The sequence below is a fragment of the Halomonas heilongjiangensis genome (assembly GCF_002879645.1).
Lineage (GTDB): Bacteria > Pseudomonadota > Gammaproteobacteria > Pseudomonadales > Halomonadaceae > Halomonas > Halomonas heilongjiangensis.
The window spans coordinates 1-18,308 of sequence record NZ_PNRE01000029.1 but is presented as its reverse complement, the minus strand read 5'-3'; the positions used below and the strand labels follow the sequence as shown (position 1 = coordinate 18,308).

The window sequence follows — 18,308 nt, the reverse complement described above, 5'->3', positions numbered from 1 at the left end:
GCGATGCGTGGCGGCGGCGATCTCCCCCTCGAGGGCGGGAAGTCGCGACAGCGTGCTCTCCACTTGGGCCCGGGCGCGCACGCTGTCGAACTCGGTGCCGCGACCCGCCTCGAGACGGGCGTCCACCAGTGCCAGCGACTCGCGCTGGTTGTCGGCGTTGGCTTGCGCGACCCGCAGCTGCTCCTGCAGCCCGCGCAGCCGGAAGTAGGTGTCCACCAGTTCGGCGACCACCACCACCTGCAGCGCGCGCAGGTCGGCGGCCGAGGCCTCGGCGTCGGCGCGCTGGGCCTCGACGCTGCGGCGCACGCGGCCGAAGAGATCCAGCTCCCAGAAGGCCGATACCCCGGCATCGAAGCTGTCGCTGTCGCGGTCGGCGCGTGCGACACCCGGCATCTGGTCGGCGCTCAGGCGCTGATTCGCCACGCCGCCTTCGGCCGTGACCGTCGGCGCCAGGTCGTGGCGCGACTCTCGCAGCAGGGCCCGGCTCCTGTCGTAGCGCGCCAGGCCGATGCGCAGGTCGTGGTTGGCGGCCAGGGCATCCTCCACCAGTTGCGTCAGCAAGGGGTCCTGGAACCGCTGCCAGAACTCGGCCTCGACCGGATCGGCCGAATAGAGCGCCTCGTCGGCACGCACCAGCGCCTCGGGCGCCGGCAACTCGGGCGTCCGATAGTCGGGGCCCACGGCGCAGGCCGTGAGCAGCGATACCAGGGGAACCAGCAGCAGCTTACGCACGGTATTCGCCCTCCATCGGCAGTGAACCCTCGGGCTCCGCGCGGTCACGCGTCACCAGCTTGCGCAGGGCGACGTAGAACACCGGGGTCAGGAACAGGCCGAACAGGGTGACGCCGAGCATGCCGGCGAACACCGCGATGCCCAGCGCCTGGCGCACCTCGGCGCCGGCTCCGCCGGCCAGCATCAGCGGCACCACCGCCGCGGTGAAGGTGATCGAGGTCATGATGATCGGCCGCAGGCGCAGGCGGCAGGCCTCCAGCGCCGCCTCGACGATGCCGCGGCCCTGCAGCTCCAGCTCGCGGGCGAACTCGACGATCAGGATGGCGTTCTTGCACGCCAGGCCGATCAGCACCACCAGCCCGACCTGCACGAAGATGTTGTTGTCGCCGCCGGTGAGCTTCACCCCGATCAGCGCCGAGAGCATGCACATCGGCACGATCAGGATCACCGCCAGCGGCAGGGTCCAGCTCTCGTAGAGCGCCGCCAGCGCCAGGAACACCAGCAGGATCGCCAGCGGGAAGACCACCAGGGCGGCGCCGCCCTGGTTGACCTGCTGGTAGCTCAGGTCGCTCCATTCGAAGGTCATGCCGGCCGGCAGTACCGACGGCGCCAGGCCCTCGACCACCGCCAACGCCTGGCTGGACGACAGCACTCTCGGATCGGACTCGCCCATCAGGTCGGCGGCCGGGTAGCCGTTGTAGCGGATCACCGGATCCGGGCCGAAGGTCTCGCTGACGCGGATCATGCTGCCGATCGGCACCATCTCGCCGTTGACGTTGCGGGTGCGCAGACGATCGATGTTCTCGGCGTCCAGGCGGAAGCCGCCATCGGCCTGGGCGATCACCTGCCAGGTGCGGCCGAAGCGGTTGAAGTCGTTGACGTAGGCCGAGCCCAGGTAGACCTGCAGGGTCTCGAACAGGTCGGTCAGCGGCACCCCCTGGGTCTTGGCCTTGGTCCGGTCCACGTGCAGGTCGAGCTGCGGCACATTGGACTGGTAGGAGGTGATCGGATAGCCCATCCCCGGCGTCTGCGCCAGCGCACCGCTGAGGCCGTCGACGGCATTCTGCAACTCGCCGTAGCCGAGGTTGGCGCGATCCTGCACGAACAGCGAGAACCCCGAACCGGAACCGAGGCCGAGGATCGCCGGCGGCATGAAGGCGAAGGTGAAAGCCTCCTGCAGGGCGGCAAACTTGCCGTTGAGCTCGGCGGTGATCGCCTCGGCACTGCGCTGGCGATCGCCGAACGGTTCCAGGCCGAAGAACACCGTGCCGGAGTTGGGCGTGTTGGTGAACTGCAACGGGTTGAGGCCGGGGAACGCCACGGCCGCCTCGACTCCTTCCGTCTCCAGGGCGATCTCGGTCATGCGCCGGATCACCTCCTCGGTGCGATCCAGAGACGCGCCCTCGGGCAGCTTGGTGCCGCCGATCAGGTACATCTTGTCCTGGGTGGGAATGAACCCGCCCGGCACCGCCTGGAACATCAGCCCGGTGGCCGCCAGCAGCACGACATAGACGCCGAACACCACGCCACGCTTGCGCAGGCTGCGCCCCACCCCGCCCTGGTAGCGTTCGGAACTGGCGTGAAAGAAGCGGTTGAAGGGGCGGAACAGCCAGCCGAAAAGGACGTCGATGAACCGCGAGAAACGATCCCTGGGGGCATCGTGGGGCTTGAGCAGCAGCGCCGCCAGCGCCGGCGACAGCGACAGCGAGTTGATCGCCGAGATCACCGTGGAGATGGCGATGGTCACCGCGAACTGGCGGTAGAACTGGCCGGTGACCCCCTCGAGGAAGGCCATGGGCACGAACACCGCGCACAGCACCACCGAGATGGCGATGATCGGCCCGCTCACCTCGCGCATCGCCTGATGCGCCGCCGCCAGCGGCGCCAGCCCCTCGGCGATGTTGCGCTCGACGTTCTCGACCACCACGATGGCGTCGTCGACCACGATGCCGATCGCCAGCACCAGGCCGAACAGCGTCAGGGTATTGATCGAGAACCCCAGCAGGTAGAGCACTGCGAAGGTCCCCACGATCGACACCGGCACCGCCAGCAGCGGGATGATCGACGCGCGCCAGGTCTGCAGGAACAGCGTCACCACCAGCACCACCAGCAGCACCGCCTCGAGCAGGGTCTTGATCACCGACTCGATGGAGTCGCGCACGAACACCGTCGGATCGTAGACGATCTCGTGCTCCACCCCTTCGGGAAAGCGTTCGGCCAGCTCCTCCATCTTCTCGCGCACCGCGTCGGACAGCGCGATGGCGTTCGAGCCCGGCGCCTGGAAGATGCCGATCGCCACGGCCGGATCGTTGTCGAGCAGCGAGCGCAGCGAGTACTCGGCGGCACCGAGCTCGAGCCGGGCGACATCGGAGAGGTAGGTTATCTGGCCGTCACTGCCGGCCCTGACGATGATGTCGCCGAACTCCTCCTCGGTGGTCAGGCGCCCTTGGGCGTTGATCGAGATCAGGAAGTCCGAGGTTTCAGGCGTCGGCGGCGCGCCGAGCTGGCCCGCCGAGACCTGCACGTTCTGTTCGCGGATCGCCGCCAGGATATCGCCGGCGGTCAGCCCCCTCGCGGCGGCCCGGTCGGGATCGATCCACACCCGCATGGCGTAGTCGCCGGCGCCGAACAGCATCGCCTGGCCGACGCCGGGCAGGCGCGCCAGCTCGTCGCGCACGTGCAACGCCGCGTAGTTGCGCAGATAGGTGCTGTCGTAACGGCCATCCGGCGAGGTCAGCTGGGGCACCATCGTCAGATCGGGCGACTGCTTGTCGGTGGTCACCCCCTGGCGCCGCACCTCTTCCGGTAGCCGGGCCAGCGCCTGGCTGACCCGGTTCTGCACCTGCACCTGGGCGGCGTCGGGGTCGGTGCCGGGGCGGAAGGTCAGGGTCATCGCCAGCACCCCGTCGGAGCCGGCCACCGACTTCATGTACATCAGGTCCTGGACCCCGGTGATCGCCTCCTCCAGCGGCGTGGCCACCGTCTCGGCGATCTCCTTGGGGTTGGCGCCGGGATAGACCGCCCGCACCTGGACGGTGGGCGGCACCACGTCGGGATACTCGCTGACCGGCAGCAGCGGGATGGTGATCGCCCCGGCGATGAAGATCAGGATCGACAGCACCGCGGCGAAGATCGGGCGGTCGACGAAGAACTTGGCAAAGTCCATGACATGGCTCCCGCGTCGAGACGGACAGGCGATGTCCGTCTCGAAGGCGATATCGGTTACTGGGGAAGGGGGTCAGTGAATCCCGTCGAGCTCAGTGTGCGGCGATGAGATCGGAAGGCGCGGGATCCTGCCCTCGCATGTCGACGCTCTCGGCCGCCACCTCCATGCCCGGGAAGAAGATCCGCTGGGCACCGCGCACGACCACCCGGTCACCGGGCTCGAGGCCGGACACGACTACCCGCAGTCCCTCGGCCATGCGTCCGAGCGCCACGTCACGGCGCTGCGCCCGGCCCTCCTCGTCGACCACGTAGACATACTTGCGGTCCTGGTCGGTGAGCACCGCCTTGTCGTCGATCAGGATGGCATCGTCGGAACCGTTGCCGAGCAGTTGCACCCGGGCGAACATGCCGGGCGCGAAGCGCCCGTCGCTGTTGTCGAGCACGGCCCGCGTCAGGATCGTTCCCGCCGCGGCGTCCAGCCGGTTGTCGACGAAGTCCACCTCGCCCTCGTAGGGATAGCCCACGTCGGTGGCCAGCCCGACGCGTACCGGCGTCCGCTCGTCGCGGGAACTCGCGCGCTCGCCGTTGCGCGCCATGGCGTCATACTGCAGGTAGGTCTGCTCGTCGCTGAAGAAATGCACGTGGACCTTGTCCAGGGAGACGATGCTGGTCAGCGGCGTGGCCTCCGAGACCAGGTTGCCGACGGTCACCAGGGCGCGGCCGGTACGCCCGGCGATGGGCGCGCGGACCTCGGTGAACTCCATGCGCAGGCTCGCCGTGTCGACCGCCGCCCGCGCCGCCAGGATATCGGCCTCGGCCTGGGCCGCCGCCGCCCGGCGCTGGTCCAGCTCCTCCCGGGAGATCGAGCGGCTCTGGGCCAGGGTCTCGGCGCGGGCGGCCTCGCTGCGGGTGAGTTCGGCCCGGGCGCGCGCCCGTTCGAGATCGGCCTCGGCCCGCGCCAACTCGGCCCGGTAGGGGCGCTGATCGATCACGAACAGCACCTCACCCGCCTCGACGCTCTGGCCCTCGGTGTAATGGATGCTCTCGATGTACCCCGTCACCCGTGGGCGCAGCTCCACCGTCTCCACCGCCTCGATGCGACCGGTGAACTCGTCCCAGAACCGCACGTCCTCGACCACCACATCGGCCACGCTGACCTGGGGAGGAGGCGGCGCCTGCTGTGCGCTGTCTGCCTGACTGTCGCAACCGGCCAGGAGTGCGAATCCCGCGAACATGGCGGTAACCATGACGTTTCTCACGGGACCCGAATACTGGAACATCTTGTGGACGTTCATGAGTGACCTCTATCGACTCGGAATAGCGGAGTACACCGCCGTTTATCATTGGACCTGGCAGTTGAATTGCCGTGGACTCTATCCAGTCGATTGATGGGGTGGGGAATCGACAACCGGCAACCTGATGCAATGCGCCACCATAAAGCCTTAACGGCAACTTGATTAGTCGGGTCGTCAGGGAAATACTGTCCCATTGACGGGATAGTCACCGTGCAGGCATTCCCCCTACTCGTTTATTCCCTTCCCCTGACCCTCGAGCACGGCACAGGACAACGACAATGTTGCAGGATCTCAATGACGCCTTGATCTTCGCCAAGGTCGTGGAACAGGGCAGTTTCATTGCGGCAGCCAAGCAGTTGCATCTCTCCAAGACGACAGTGAGTCGCAAGGTACAGGGCCTCGAGCAGCGCCTCGGCGCCCGACTGCTGAACCGCACCACTCGCAACTTGAGCCTGACCGAGGCCGGTGCCGTCTACTTCGACTACTGTAATCGCATCGCCCAGGATCTCGGCGAAGCGGAGAGCGCCGTCCAGCGGCTGGAAGGCAGTCCACGTGGTTGGCTGCGGGTCACCGCGCCCTTCACCATGTGTACCGAGTTCACCTCGGACCTGGTGCGGGAGTTTCGCGAGCGGCATCCCCAGGTGCGCATCGAGATGGTGCTCTCCAACGATCGTCTCGACCTGGTCGCCAACCAGATCGACGTGGCGTTGCGGGTCGGCCCCCTGCCGGACTCCACCCTGGTCGCCCGCCCCCTGGCGCGCTTCCGCTCCTTCGTCTATGCCAGCGACCGCTACATCGCCATGCATGGCGAGCCAAGGGAGCCCGCGGAGCTGGCCCGCCACCCGGCCCTGGCCAAGTCCACCGACCAGCGCGGCCAGCGCTACCTGTGGCAGCTGCGCAAGGGGGCGCGCCAGGAGGAGGTCGAGATCGACCCCATCGCCATCGCCAACGACCCCTTCGTGTTGCGCGGGCTGCTGGTCGAGGGCCAGGGGCTGATGCTGGCCAGCGAGATCGTCGCCTGCCTGGGGCCGGAGGAGCAGCGGCTGCGCCGGGTGCTCGATGGCTGGGAGGGGCCCGAGGTCGAACTGAATGCGGTATTTCCCGGAGGACGCCTCATCTCCCCCAAGGTGCGTACCTTCGTCGACTTCGTCGTGGAGCGCATGCGGATCGAGCGCCTGCCAGCCACCGAGCTGTGGCACCCCCCCGTTCACCCCCAGACCGAGGTGTCGGCCGAGGCCGCGGGCGAGACGGCCTGACCCGCACGGCCCCACCGCCCGTCAGGCACGGGGCAGGGTGACGCTCACCTCGGTCCCCTCACCCGGTGAACTGACGAGCTTCCATGCCACCCCGTGGCGCTCGCAGATCTCGCGAACGATCGACAGCCCCAGCCCCGAGCCATCGCCCCTGGCGAGGCTGGCTCGGGTGCGATAGAAGCGCTGGGTCACCAGCGGCAACTCCTCCGCGGCGATACCGACGCCATTGTCGGTGACCGCCAACCGCACCCCCTCCGGCAGCGCTTCGGCGTCGAGGCGTACCCGCCCCCCGGCGGGCGTGGCGCGCAGGGCATTGTCGATCAGGTTGGACAGCAGCCGGTCGATCAGGCCCAGGTCGGCATCGACCCGAGGCAAGGAGGGGTCGCAGGCCACCGTCAACGCGATGCCCGCCTCGCCGGCCTGATGCTGGAACTTGCCGACGATGTCATGGGCCAGCTCAGCCAGCGAGAACGGCTCCCGCTGCAGCGGCCTGTCATCGGCATCCAGCCGCGCCAGGGTCGAGAGCTGCTGGGCGAGACGAGTCAGCCGATCGGCATTGTCGAGGATCGCCGTCAGCATCCGCCGACGGCCCTGCTCCTCGACGGTTACCGTGGCCAGCAACTGTTCGGCATAGCCGCGCAGCGAGGTCAGGGGAGTGCGGAAATCATGCGAGAGGTTGGCGATCAGTTCACGGCGCTGACGATCGGTCTCGCGCATGGCCTGCAGCTGCGCCTCGATGGTCCCGGCCATGTCGTTGAAGGCCCGTGCCAGGCGCCCCAGCTCATCGTCGCGGGGCGTGGCGATGCGCTGCCCGTAGTCACCGTCGGCGAATCGCTGCACCGCCGTGGTCAGCCGCGAGAAGCGCCGGGTCAGCAGCGCGAACCACACCAGACCGAAGACGCCGGAGATCAAGAGCGCCATCAGCCCGGCGGCCACCAGGGTGCGGGTGATGGAACTGGTACGCAGCATGGCGAACATCGATGCCTGGCCGGCATTGTCGAGATCGGCGTACAGGTAGCCCGGGCGGCGCTCCTCGCCATGTCGGATGGGGGCGACGGAGAAGATGCCTGGCTCGTCACCGCAAGGCGCCGTCACCAGCACCGGCAGCATCGGCTCGTCACCGAGCAGGGTCTCCAGCGGCGAGGGATCCACTCGCTGCCCCAGCCCGCAGGCAGAATCGGCATAGTCGGCGATCACGCGACCGTTTTCATCGAGCACGTACAGCGACAGCGAGGGGTTGATCGACAGGATATGACGAGCCATGTCGCGGGCGGCGTCGCTCTCGGCGCCCTGCCACAATGCCGGCTGCATGACCTGGGCGAGATTCCTGGCGAGATCGATCTCCATCCTCTGCTGCAGTTCCCGGGTGAGCTGGTTGAACTGGCTGATGGCGATCCAGGCCGTGGCCACCGACAGCAGCAGCAGGCTGGTCAGATAGACCAGTGCGATACGCGCATAGAGGCCGCGGCACAGCCGCCCGCAGCGGCGCAGCAGGCCCCTCATGGGCGCTCGACGCCAGGCGCGGGCGACGTCGAGCCCGGACTCTCCGGTGTCGCGGCGAAGCGATAGCCCACCCCCCAGACGGTCTGGATGAAGCGCGGTCTGGCCGGGTCGGCCTCGATCTTGTTGCGCAGGCGGTTGATATGAGTGTTCACGGTATGGTCATAGCCGTCGAATTCCTCGCCCCAGACGTGGTCGAGCAGCTCGCCACGGCTGAAGCTGCGCCCGGGATGGCGAGCGAAGAGCGAGAGCAGCGCGAACTCCTTGCCGGTGAGCTGGAGCGGATTGTCATCGAGGAGGACCCGATGCTGGTCGGCATCGATGACCAACGGGCCGCAGACCAGCGGCGGCGTGGCGACGATGCCGTCGTCGCTGGGCGCCTGGCGCTGGTCGCGGCGCAGCAGGGCCTGGATCCGGGCCAGCAGGATCGGCATGGCGAAGGGCTTGGTGACATAGTCGTCGGCCCCGATCTCCAGCCCCACCACCACGTCGCGGATCGCCGCCTTGGCGGTCACCATCAGCACCGGCGTCTGATTGTCCTGCCGGCGCAGCCGGCGGCATACCTCCAGGCCGTCCATCCCGGGCAGCATCAGATCCAGCGTCACCAGGTCATAGCGGACTCCCGCGGCCTCGGCGCCCAGCAGCGCCAGCGCCGCCTCGCCGTCGCGAACCCAGTCGCAGGCATAGTCGGCCGCCACCAGCGACTCGGTGAGCAGCCTGCCGATCTCGGGATTGTCCTCGACACAGAGAACTCGGTAGCTCATCTCAGACTCCGCTCCTCGCCTGCTTGCACGGTAAAACCGAGCCCATGCGACTACATCACGAAACTATCACGAAACGCGTTTTCCCATGTGATGCTTCCGTGAGGAATCGTCCGTGACACCCGGCTAGCGTAGCCCTTGCCGATTCGGCATTCCGTCGACGGCCGATTATGAAATGGAGGTGGATGATGACCGCAATGCACCGCTACAAGACCGCCCTGTTTGCTCTCCTGCTCGGCGCCGCCCTGCTGCTGCCGACCACCGCCCTGGCAGACGACCCCATGGAAGAGGACGGCATGGCGCAGGAGACCATGGAGGAAGAGACCATGGAGCACGACGCCATGGACGAGGAGGAGCCCATGATGGAGGAAGACGACGCGATGATGGAGGAAGACGACGCGATGATGGAAGACGACGACGCCATGTGAGACTCGGCCCCTGCCGGCCGGTGCCTCCCGAAGGATCGCCGGCCGGCCTCGCCCCGGGGAGGTACCCCATGCGATTCCCGACCAGGCAATTCCTGAAACGCGCCTCCGCGCCTGGTGCCGGCCGGGCGCCGGTGGTCATCCGGCGGCACGGCGCCTTCACCCGCCTCTGGCACTGGGTCAATGCGGCCTGTCTGGTGGTGCTGCTGATGAGCGGCCTGCAGATCTTCAACGCCCACCCGGCCCTGTACTGGGGCAAGGATTCCTCGTTCGACGCCCCGGCGCTGTCGATCCGTGCCGTGAGCGGCGGCGACGGCGAACCGCGCGGCATCACCCGGGTCGGCGACCATCGTTTCGATACCACCGGGGTGCTGGGCGTCTCCGGCCCCATTGATGCGCGCGAGCGGCGTGCCTTCCCGGCCTGGGCCACCCTGCCCGGCCCGCGCTGGCTGGCCGCGGGGCGCCAGTGGCACTTTCTGGCCGGCTGGCTCTTCGCGCCCCTGCTGATCACCTACCTGCTGTATCTGGTGCTCAGCGGTCAATTGCACCGTCGCCTGCTGCCGCGCCGGCACGAGTGGCGAACCCTCGGTCATGTCGTGACCGAGCACTTGCGGCTGCGCTTTCCACGGGGTGAGGAAGCACGCCACTACAACCTGCTGCAGAAGCTCGCCTACCTGCTGGTGCTGTTCGTCGTCATGCCGCTGGTCGTGCTGACCGGATTGACCATGTCACCGACCATGGATGCCGCCTGGCCCTGGCTGCTGGACGTCTTCGGCGGCCGCCAGAGCGCGCGTACGATCCATTTCCTGTGCGCCCTGGCGCTGGTCGGCTTCTTCCTGATCCATATCGTGCTGGTGCTCGTCTCCGGCGTCGTCAACAACCTGCGTTCGATGATCACCGGGCGCTATATGCTGCCCCCCGAGAAGGAGGCCCAGGATGACTAGTCCCACCGACCCGGCACGCCGCCGCTTCCTGGCACGGGCCGCCCTGGCCAGCGGCGCCCTGCTGCTGACCGGTTGCGACCGGCTGTCGCGCAGCGACACCATGCGTCAACTGTTCGATGCCAGCGGCTCGCTGACCCAGCGGGCCCAGCGCCTGCTGGCCTCCCACGAGGCGCTGGCGCGGGAATATTCGCCCGCCGACATCGCCCCGACCTTCCGCGCCAACGGCACCACGAATCCCCGCGACGAGGCGTACCGACGCCTGGCGGCCAACGGTTTCCGCGACTGGCGCCTGACAGTCGACGGCCTGGTCGAACGGCCCCGGGCCTTCTCCCTCGACGACCTCAAGGCCATGCCGTCGCGTACCCAGATCACCCGTCACGACTGCGTCGAGGGCTGGAGCTGCATCGGCCAGTGGACCGGCGTGGTGCTCGACGATCTGCTGGCCCAGGTCGGGGTGCGCGACGCGGCGCGCTTCGTGGTCTTCCATTGCGCCGATCGCTATCGCGGCGGGGATGCTTACTACGAGAGCCTCGACATGCGCGAGGCCTATCACCCACAGACGCTGCTGGCCTACGGGCTGAACGGCGCCGATCTGCCCATCGCCAATGGCGCCCCGCTACGGCTGCGGGCCGAGCGGCAGCTCGGCTACAAGATGGCCAAGTACGTGATGCGCATCGAACTGGTCGAGAGCTTCGCCCACCTCGGCCGCGGCCGGGGCGGCTACTGGGAGGATCGTGGCTATCAATGGTGGGCGGGGATATAGGGAATTTAAGTATCTCGCTTTGGGCTCGATGGTAGCCATGCCGGTAGTGTGTTGGGGGCGCAACCGGTGCAAGCGGCCGTGACACAGTCGGCAAGACTGCCGAAGCGCACGGTGCGCCCGCTCAGGCCGGGGGCATAGTGGGCGTACTTGCCGGAGTTGGTCATCAAGGTACGCGCTGCCGGTGGAAAGACGGGCTCGGAGATCGAGCACCAGCAGATATCGGCATGCAGGCGTAATCCGGCGGATTCCAGTCTCGCGGCAAGGCCTTCGGCGCGCGCGGCGTTCAAAGTGTCGCGTCCCAGCGTGACGATGGCCGTGACGCCCGGATGACAGCGGCGTCCCGCCATTAGACGGGCCAGTGCTCGGCACTCCTCGAGCGAGAAATGGGGGCTGCCGAATGCGATGAGTTCGATCTCGTCGGGGCCGGCGTTGAATTGCTGCCAGACCTGTGCCAGGTCATCGCAGGAGATCGTCATCCTGTCGGCGCCGGGTGCCACGAGGCCGGCTTCCGGTGTTACACCGTCAACGTGCAGCATGGGCGCGCCCGATGTCGTGCCGAAAGCCGCGCAGAGCGCCTTGAGATCGTCCGCGGTCGGCGAGAGATGCTCGACGCCGGTCAGCAACGGAATACGATCGGGCGCCAATTGGCCAGCCAGATATCCCAATAGCGGCCAGAAGGCATCGTCGTGTTCGAGCGGTGCCTCGATTTCGATGACACGACGTGCGGCACGCTGGTGGTCAAGATAGACGCCATAGCAAGGTGCACGCCCAGTGAGCGCGATACAAAGATCCAGTAGATCCGGATGCTTGGCCGTACGTGCGCCCAGTACGCTGTTGGCATAGATCACGGCGTTGGACTCGGCCCAAGCGATGACGTCACCCGCTTGCGGCGTGCTGTCCAGCAAGTAGGGGGCGCAGGTGAAGCTGGGCCGTGCGCCCATCTGCACGTAGGCGTCGGCCAGTCGACTGGCCGGCTGACCGAACGACGACGGTACCCCTTGGTGGCGCCAGTTGGCATGATCGACCGAGATCGAATTCAGGGTCGTGGGTACGCGAACTCGCGCCTCCATCTCGGCGAAGATCTCTGCAAAGCGCAGTAACGCCGGGCTTGCGTAGATACAGCCGTCTATGTGCACCTGCTTGACATCGATAAGACGTGACGCGCCTTCGATGACGGCCATGTCGTAAAGAATACTCATGGCGGCCTTCAAGGCGGCACCTTCGTTACCTTCGAGCATGGCGCGGTCGTTTTCGGTCAGCTCGATGTGATCGGCAGCCATCGCTGGCAACTGTAGATCGAGGCCTGCTGCCATGAGTCGATCGCCGTCGATAGTGGCCCGCTCTTTGGAGCAGAACGCCGCGAAGTCATCTGCATCAAGCTGCACGACCGGGATGGTCTTGCCGAAGACATGCTGGGCGACGAGAGTCCCCAGCGTCAGTACGCTTTCGGGCTCGTGAAAGATGAGCGCGGCCGGTGCCTGGCCATTCTGGATCAACTCGAGCAACACACCGCTGCCGGAACAGGAGCCACGGCTGGTGGGCATGGCCAGCAGCTTGCCGGCAACACTCTGCCCCCTCAGAGAGTGGTGAGTGTCGATAACCCGACCCGTCGAGGCATCCACGCCGCCCCAGAAACTTAACCCCTCCTGGCAAGCCAGAATCGCGGCATCGGCGCGACCGGGAATGACACTTCGCGTCATTTTACTCCTCCTGTTCCCTGAGCCGGTCAAGGATGCCGGACGGCCTCATCGCACGCGCCAGAGCTGGAACGGTTCCTTGCGCGCCAGCCAGTGCTCGAACTGTCGCTCCATCCGCGCCTGATTGCGTGCCCACCACTCGGCGTCGATGCGCAAGGCGCCTTCGGCATTGGCGGGTGCGGTCGGCAGATGCGGCTTGATTGCCTCGTCCATCAGCGCCAGTGAGGATTGGCGGGCCGGGCCGTAGGAGATGTAGCGGGCCTGATCGGCCAACCGCCGAGTGTCGGTAGCGAAGGCGATGAACTCCATGGCCGCGTCCATGCTGGCGGTCCTGGGCGTGCGCTTGGGGATCACCCACATGTCGTAGTCCCAGCCCTGACCGTCCCAGATCACGCCGAAATCGTGATCCTGATCCTCGATCGCGGCGTAGATGCGACCGTTGAACACCGCACTCATGGCCACCTCGCCATCGGCCAGCAGTCGGGCGGGGGCATCGGCGGCTTCCCACCAGACGATGTCCTGCTTGATGGTGTCGAGCTTCTCGAAGGCGCGTTGCAGGCCCTCGTCGGTGTCCAGCACCTCGTAGATCCGATCCGGCGAGACACCATCCGCCAGCAGCGCCCATTCCAGGTTGACCCTGGGGGTGCGACGCATGCCGCGCTTGCCGGGATACTGACTCAGATCGAAGAAATCGGCCAGCGCCGTGGGTGAATCGTCGTCGAACCGGCCGGGGTCGTAGGCCACCACCGTCGACCAGATCACCTGACCGACGGCGCATTCGGTGAGCATGCCGGACAGAAAGTCCTCCGCTGCCGGAGTGCCATCGGGTGCGGGCGGCAGCATGGAATGGTCGATCTTCTCGAGCAGGCCTTCCTCGCAGCCGCGAATGGCATCGCCGAGTTCCATGTCCACCACGTCCCAGGTCACGTTGTGGGCCGCGACCTGGGCACGGACATCGTCCAGATCGCCGTTGTAGGTGGCCATGTCGAGGGTCAGTCCGGTCTCGGCTTCATAGGGGATCACATAGGCCAGCATCTGACTGCGGGTGTAGGCGCCGCCCCAGGATGTCACGGTGAGGTCGCCGTGAGCCTGGACGGCGGGGCTGGCAAGCGGCACGAGGGCGGCAGCGATCAGCCACGGCGCAGCAACGCGTTTCGGATGTTGCATGACGGGTCTCCCTTCCATTCAGGTTATTCGCGTATCACCATCACCGAGCAACTGCCGTGTCGGACCACCTGGGCAGCATTGGCGCCAGGAACTCTTGTCGGCCAGTTCGACGGGGACGAGCAGGTTCTTGAACATGAGGGTCACCTCTCAGGCGTTGGCGGTGGCCGGACGTCCAGCGTCGTGGCGGCCGGTCTCATCCATCACCGCTTCACCCAGATCCTTCCAGCGCTGGCGTTCTTCGTCGCTGGCCTTGGGCACGAACCAGCCGGTGGCGGCCCACAGCAGGCCGAACAGCATCGACAGCCAGCAGGCGAAGGCCACCGGGGCGTAGGCCAGGGTCTCGACACCCAGGGTGCCGGCCACGAAGGCGCCGCCCACGTTCCAGGGGATCAGCGGCGAGATCAGGGTGCCGCCGTCCTCGATCGAGCGCGACAGAACGGTGGTCGACAGGCCGCGGCCACGGTAGGCGGGGGCGAACATCCGGCCCGGCAGGGCGACCGACAGATACACATCACCGGTGACCACATTGGTGCCGATGGCCGAACCGGTGCTGGCGGCGACCAGCCCGAAGCGGCTCTTGGCGATCTTGAGGATGCTCTCCAGCACCACTTCCAGACAGCGGGTCCGCTCCAGCATGCCGCCGAAACCCAGGGCGATCAGCACCAGGGTGATGACCCAGGTCATCGACTGGATGCCGCCCTTGCTGAGCAGCCGGTCGACCACCTCGATGCCGGTATCGCTGGTGTAACCACTCTGCATGGCGTTGAACACCTCGTGGACCGACACACCCTGCACGACCACGGCCAGGATGCCGCCCAGCAGCACGCCGGTGAAGATCGAAGGCAGGGCGGGAAAGCGTCTGACCGCGAGGGCCACCACCACGATCGGCGGGATCAGCAGCCAGACGCTGAGCGCGAAGGTCTCCTGCAGCGTGGCGTTGATCTGCGCCACGCTTTCGCTTTGCAGGGCGGCGTCGGAGGCGTAACCCGTGCCGATCCAGGCATACAGGCCCAGCGCCACCAGCATGGCCGGTCCGGTAGTGGCCATCATGCCGCGGATGTGGCTCCAGAGATCGGTGCCGCAGACCGCCGGGGCCAGGTTGGTGGTGTCCGACAGCGGCGACATCTTATCGCCGAAGAAGGCGCCGGAGACCACCGCGCCGGCGGTCAGGTAGAGCGGAATGCCCAGCCCCTCGCCGATGCCGATCAGGGCCAGCCCCACGGTGCCGACCGTGCCCCAGGAGGTACCGGTGGCCAGCGAGATGATGGCGCAGATCAGGCAGGTGGCAAACAGGAAGATCCCGGGGCTGAGAATCGCCAGACCGTAGTAGATCAGCAGCGGCACGGTGCCGCTCAGTATCCACACCCCGATGATCATGCCGACCGTCATCAGGATGGCCATGGAGGGCAGACCGACGCTGACCACCTTGTAGAGGCCGGCCTCCATGTGCGACCAGCGATAGCCCTGCCACCAGCCCAGTGCGCCGACGATCATGATGCCCAGCACCAGGGGGATGTGGGGCGTGAAGTCATCGAACACGAACAGCTGCAGCATCAGCAGGAAGATGGTCAGGGCGATCGGCAGGATCGCCATGAGCAAGCTGGGCTTCTTGGGGGAAGAGGTTTGGTCACTGTCCATGGTTATTGTTCTCCTCGCTAGTGGGTGGTAGCCAAACTAAACAGCGCCGAGACGCCGGCCTAGGAGACGCGCCGACCGACCCCTTGCCTCTGGCCAGCGGGCCGCTGGAAGCGCGTCGCCCGATAAGGTTCGAGGTTCAGTGCCGGGATTCCCCCTCTACCAGAGCACTGCCGAGTTCCGCGCTCCTTTCTTCCTGAAGATCCGTGTCACCTTTTCCGGCAAGGTGCGATGAAGCTTTTCGTGTCGCGCCTCGGTGAACCGGCGGGCCGGCCAGGGCCGTCTCGGTGAACACCAGCAGGCCGAGCTCGGGGCGATAGCCGTGGATCTCGGTCACGTCCAGCGCCTGCAGGAAGGCCAGGATCCCCTCGCTGACCACCTGCCCCGGCACCAGCACCGGGAAACCCGGCGGATAGGGAATCACGAAGCTCGCCGAGACCACGTCGCGTCCGCCCCGCATCTGCGCCTGCAACTCGCCGTTGTCGAAGCGCAGGTACTCGGTGTTCTCATCGTCGTAGCTCAGGAAGTAGGCCTGACGGATGTCCCCTTCCGGGGTATCCCTGGTGGGATCGGGGCGGAAGGCGTCGTGGAAACGGCTGAAGTCCGGCAGCGGCGGCAGTTCCTGGGTCAGGGAGCGCACCCGGTTCTCGATGATCCGGCGTTCGGGACGACTGCTGTCCTCCCAGAGGCTGTCGAACTCCTTGGCCAGCTTGATCAGCACGTCGAGCAGGTAGGCGATGGAGCCGCGGGTGGTGCCGATGTTGGTCATGAACAGCACGGTGTTGCGCGAGGTCTTGTTGATCTGGATGCCGTACTTGTTCATCAGGAATTCGTTCTTGAAGGTGTCGCCATCGACCCCGGTCGCGCCGATGGCGATGGTCACCCGGGTCGGGTCGACCACGAACTCGTCCCGCGCCCAGGCCTCCTCCATCTGGTTCCAGCCGGTGACCGGGTCGTAGTAGGACTCGACCCCCGACTCGCGGAATTCCGCGGGCACCATGTCGCTGTTCTTGAGCACCCGGAAGTACTTCTGCAGCAGCGGGTGGGTATAGAGCTGCTCGCGCAGCGACAGCGCCGCCTCGACCTGGGCATGCACCAGCTCGAAGCCCTCCATCTCGGCCTGCATGCGCCCCACGTCCAGCGACGCCACGATCTGGTAGTTGGGCGAGGTCGAGGTATGGGTCATGTAGGCCTCGTGGAACGGCGCCTCGACCTTCTGGCGGAAGTCCTGGTCCCAGACATGGATCATCGAGCCCTGGCGCAGCGAGGTCAGGGTCTTGTGGGTCGAGTGGGTGGCGTAGGTGCGGATGCGCACCTGGTCGGGGTCGGGCAGCAACCGGCGGTCGAGCCAGGTGGCGTCGTCGTCGGGGTCGAGCCGGTCGAACTCGGCCTTCCAGGCTGCGTACTCCGCGCGGTAGCTCTCGCTGCGGTAGCGGTCACGCAGGCTGCGCGCCGTGTGCATGGCGGTGCGCGGCCGATAGGTGGGATTGAACGAGGCGAAGGCGAACCAGGCCTCGTCCCACAGGAACACCAGGTCGGGCTTGATCGCCAGGCACTCCTCCATCACCCGGCGCACGTTGTAGACCACGCCGTCGAAGGTGCAGTTGGTCAGCAGCAGCATCTTGACCTTGTCGAGCTGCCCGGAACGCTTGTAGCGCAGCAGGGTCTTCTTGATCTCGTGCAGCGGCACCGCGCCATACATCGAGTAGTCGTCGAGCGGGTAGGAGTCCAGGTAGCTGACATGGGCACCGGCCAGCACCATGCCGTAGTGGTGCGACTTGTGGCAGTCGCGATCGATCAGCACGATGTCGTGGGGCTTGACCAGCGCCTGGACCACGATCTTGTTGGCCGTCGAGGTGCCGTTGGTGACGAAGAAGCTCTGCCGGGCACCGAAGGCCCGGGCGGCATACTCCTGGGCCTTCTTGATCGGCCCGTAGGGCTGCAGCAGCGAATCGAGCCCGCCGGAGGTCGCCGAGGTCTCGGCGAGGAAGATGTTGATGCCGTAGAAGTCGATCATCTGCCCGGCCCAGTGGGAACGGGTCACCGACTTGCCCCGCGAGATGGGCATGGCGTGGAAGACCCCGGTGGGCTTCTTGCTGTACTCGCGCAGGGCATCGAAGAAGGGGGTGCGGTAGCGACTGTCGATGGCGCGCAGGATGGTGTGGTGCTGCTCGATGTAGTCGGTCTCGCGGTAGAAGATCCGGTTGAAGTAGCGGATATCCTGGCTCGCCGTGGCCTCGACGTCGCCGCTGGTGACCAGGAACTGGTCGATCTCCGGGCGCAGCTCGTGGATCATGCTGCTGAGCAGGATGCTGCGCTCGGCCTCGGTCTGGTGCTCCAGGTCCTTCTCCGACAGCCCCTCGAGGTAGTTGCGCAGGGCACTGAGGTTGTACTTCGACTTGTAGGGAAACTCGTAGCGGATCAGGCAGGCCTGGATGTTGGGGTTGACCAGCACCGCGATCAGCGCATCCTCGAAGCTGCGTACCGTGACCACGTCATAGACGAACTTGTCCTCGGGACGGCGCATGTTGCGGAAGGCCTCGCGGACGACCTCCTCCTCCTGGGCCGAGAGGTTGTCGACGATCAGCAGCTCGAAGTAGGGCTGGGCCGAACTGTTCGAGGCCGGGTGGCCGCGCCGCAGCTGGGCCAAGGCGTCGAGGGTCTCCAGGTCCTCGGCGTCGGCATCGGTCTCGCTGAGATCGACATGGCGGCGACGGTAGGATTCGCTGATCAGCGCCCGCACCAGGCGCTTGACCACCTTCTCCAGCAGTACGTACTCCTCGCGGTCGAACAGCGTCCAGAGATGCCGGAAGTCCTCCTTCGAGGGGAAGGCGTGGTAGTCCTCGACGATCTCCAGCCTCGTCAGCTTGACGTCGATGGCCTTGATCAGGGTCTTGGCCCGACCTTCGTCGTTCAGTCGCACCAGAATGCCGAGGTCGCGCTTCAGGGCATTCCAGGTGTCGGCGCGCAG

13 protein-coding genes are annotated in these 18,308 nt (G+C 66.6%); 4 read left to right on the top strand and 9 right to left on the bottom strand.

The features are described from left to right. The 3 genes from C1H66_RS06435 to C1H66_RS06425 all read right to left on the bottom strand — a co-directional run. On the bottom strand, positions 1-732 hold a 732-nt coding region (locus tag C1H66_RS06435), incomplete at its 3' end, for a TolC family protein (protein ID WP_170064107.1). After that, a complete protein-coding gene (locus C1H66_RS06430) occupies positions 725-3,898 on the bottom strand; it encodes an efflux RND transporter permease subunit (protein WP_102627077.1) in 3,174 nt (1,057 codons plus the stop codon). The genes C1H66_RS06435 and C1H66_RS06430, both read right to left, overlap by 8 nt. A 91-nt stretch (positions 3,899-3,989) precedes the next feature. After that, entirely contained in the window at positions 3,990-5,177 is a 1,188-nt protein-coding gene (locus C1H66_RS06425; RefSeq protein WP_370741191.1) for an efflux RND transporter periplasmic adaptor subunit, read from the bottom strand. A gap of 293 nt (positions 5,178-5,470) precedes the next feature. Between C1H66_RS06425 and C1H66_RS06420 the strand changes: the two genes are divergently transcribed. Beyond that, positions 5,471-6,448 (top strand): LysR family transcriptional regulator, encoded by a 978-nt coding sequence (locus C1H66_RS06420; protein ID WP_102627075.1) that lies wholly within the window; start codon positions 5,471-5,473, stop codon positions 6,446-6,448. Positions 6,449-6,469: 21 nt separating this feature from the next. Here C1H66_RS06420 and C1H66_RS06415 read toward each other — a convergent pair whose 3' ends face one another. Both C1H66_RS06415 and C1H66_RS06410 read right to left on the bottom strand, forming a co-directional pair. Further along, a complete protein-coding gene (locus C1H66_RS06415; protein WP_102627074.1) occupies positions 6,470-7,948 on the bottom strand; it encodes a sensor histidine kinase in 1,479 nt (492 codons plus the stop codon). Then, a complete protein-coding gene (locus C1H66_RS06410; RefSeq protein ID WP_102627073.1) occupies positions 7,945-8,709 on the bottom strand; it encodes a response regulator transcription factor in 765 nt (254 codons plus the stop codon). Before C1H66_RS06410 ends, C1H66_RS06415 begins: the two co-directional genes overlap by 4 nt. Positions 8,710-8,894: 185 nt before the next feature. Here C1H66_RS06410 and C1H66_RS06405 point away from each other — a divergent pair, with 185 nt between their 5' ends. From C1H66_RS06405 to C1H66_RS06395, 3 genes are all read left to right on the top strand, one after another. Then, a complete protein-coding gene (locus tag C1H66_RS06405) occupies positions 8,895-9,134 on the top strand; it encodes a hypothetical protein (protein ID WP_102627072.1) in 240 nt (79 codons plus the stop codon). Positions 9,135-9,202: 68 nt separating this feature from the next. Continuing rightward, a complete protein-coding gene (locus C1H66_RS06400) occupies positions 9,203-10,075 on the top strand; it encodes a cytochrome b/b6 domain-containing protein (protein ID WP_102627071.1) in 873 nt (290 codons plus the stop codon). Continuing rightward, complete coding sequence (locus C1H66_RS06395) at positions 10,068-10,838, top strand: molybdopterin-binding protein (protein ID WP_102627070.1); 771 nt, start codon at positions 10,068-10,070, stop codon at positions 10,836-10,838. Before C1H66_RS06400 ends, C1H66_RS06395 begins: the two co-directional genes overlap by 8 nt. Positions 10,839-10,843: 5 nt before the next feature. Here C1H66_RS06395 and lhpI read toward each other — a convergent pair whose 3' ends face one another. The 4 genes from lhpI to C1H66_RS06375 form a co-directional block, all read right to left on the bottom strand. Then, positions 10,844-12,538: a cis-3-hydroxy-L-proline dehydratase gene (lhpI, locus tag C1H66_RS06390; protein ID WP_102627069.1), complete on the bottom strand. Its 1,695-nt coding sequence runs from the start codon at positions 12,536-12,538 to the stop codon at positions 10,844-10,846. 45 nt (positions 12,539-12,583) lie between these two features. Continuing rightward, positions 12,584-13,702, bottom strand: coding sequence for an ABC transporter substrate-binding protein (locus tag C1H66_RS06385; RefSeq protein ID WP_102627068.1), 1,119 nt, complete (start codon positions 13,700-13,702; stop codon positions 12,584-12,586). A 147-nt stretch (positions 13,703-13,849) separates the two neighbouring features. Then, entirely contained in the window at positions 13,850-15,340 is a 1,491-nt protein-coding gene (gene nhaC / locus C1H66_RS06380) for a Na+/H+ antiporter NhaC (protein WP_102627067.1), read from the bottom strand. 136 nt (positions 15,341-15,476) lie between these two features. Next, positions 15,477-18,308: aminotransferase class I/II-fold pyridoxal phosphate-dependent enzyme (locus tag C1H66_RS06375; RefSeq protein WP_240618229.1), on the bottom strand; the 2,832-nt coding region annotated here is incomplete at its 5' end.

Coding starts and splice junctions, on each gene's coding strand:
- C1H66_RS06430 (WP_102627077.1), bottom strand. CDS start 3,898: ATGGACTTTGCCAAGTTCTTCGTCGACCGCCCGATCTTCGCCGCGGTG.
- C1H66_RS06425 (WP_370741191.1), bottom strand. CDS start 5,177: ATGTTCCAGTATTCGGGTCCCGTGAGAAACGTCATGGTTACCGCCATG.
- C1H66_RS06420 (WP_102627075.1), top strand. CDS start 5,471: ATGTTGCAGGATCTCAATGACGCCTTGATCTTCGCCAAGGTCGTGGAA.
- C1H66_RS06415 (WP_102627074.1), bottom strand. CDS start 7,948: ATGAGGGGCCTGCTGCGCCGCTGCGGGCGGCTGTGCCGCGGCCTCTAT.
- C1H66_RS06410 (WP_102627073.1), bottom strand. CDS start 8,709: ATGAGCTACCGAGTTCTCTGTGTCGAGGACAATCCCGAGATCGGCAGG.
- C1H66_RS06405 (WP_102627072.1), top strand. CDS start 8,895: ATGACCGCAATGCACCGCTACAAGACCGCCCTGTTTGCTCTCCTGCTC.
- C1H66_RS06400 (WP_102627071.1), top strand. CDS start 9,203: ATGCGATTCCCGACCAGGCAATTCCTGAAACGCGCCTCCGCGCCTGGT.
- C1H66_RS06395 (WP_102627070.1), top strand. CDS start 10,068: ATGACTAGTCCCACCGACCCGGCACGCCGCCGCTTCCTGGCACGGGCC.
- lhpI (WP_102627069.1), bottom strand. CDS start 12,538: ATGACGCGAAGTGTCATTCCCGGTCGCGCCGATGCCGCGATTCTGGCT.
- C1H66_RS06385 (WP_102627068.1), bottom strand. CDS start 13,702: ATGCAACATCCGAAACGCGTTGCTGCGCCGTGGCTGATCGCTGCCGCC.
- nhaC (WP_102627067.1), bottom strand. CDS start 15,340: ATGGACAGTGACCAAACCTCTTCCCCCAAGAAGCCCAGCTTGCTCATG.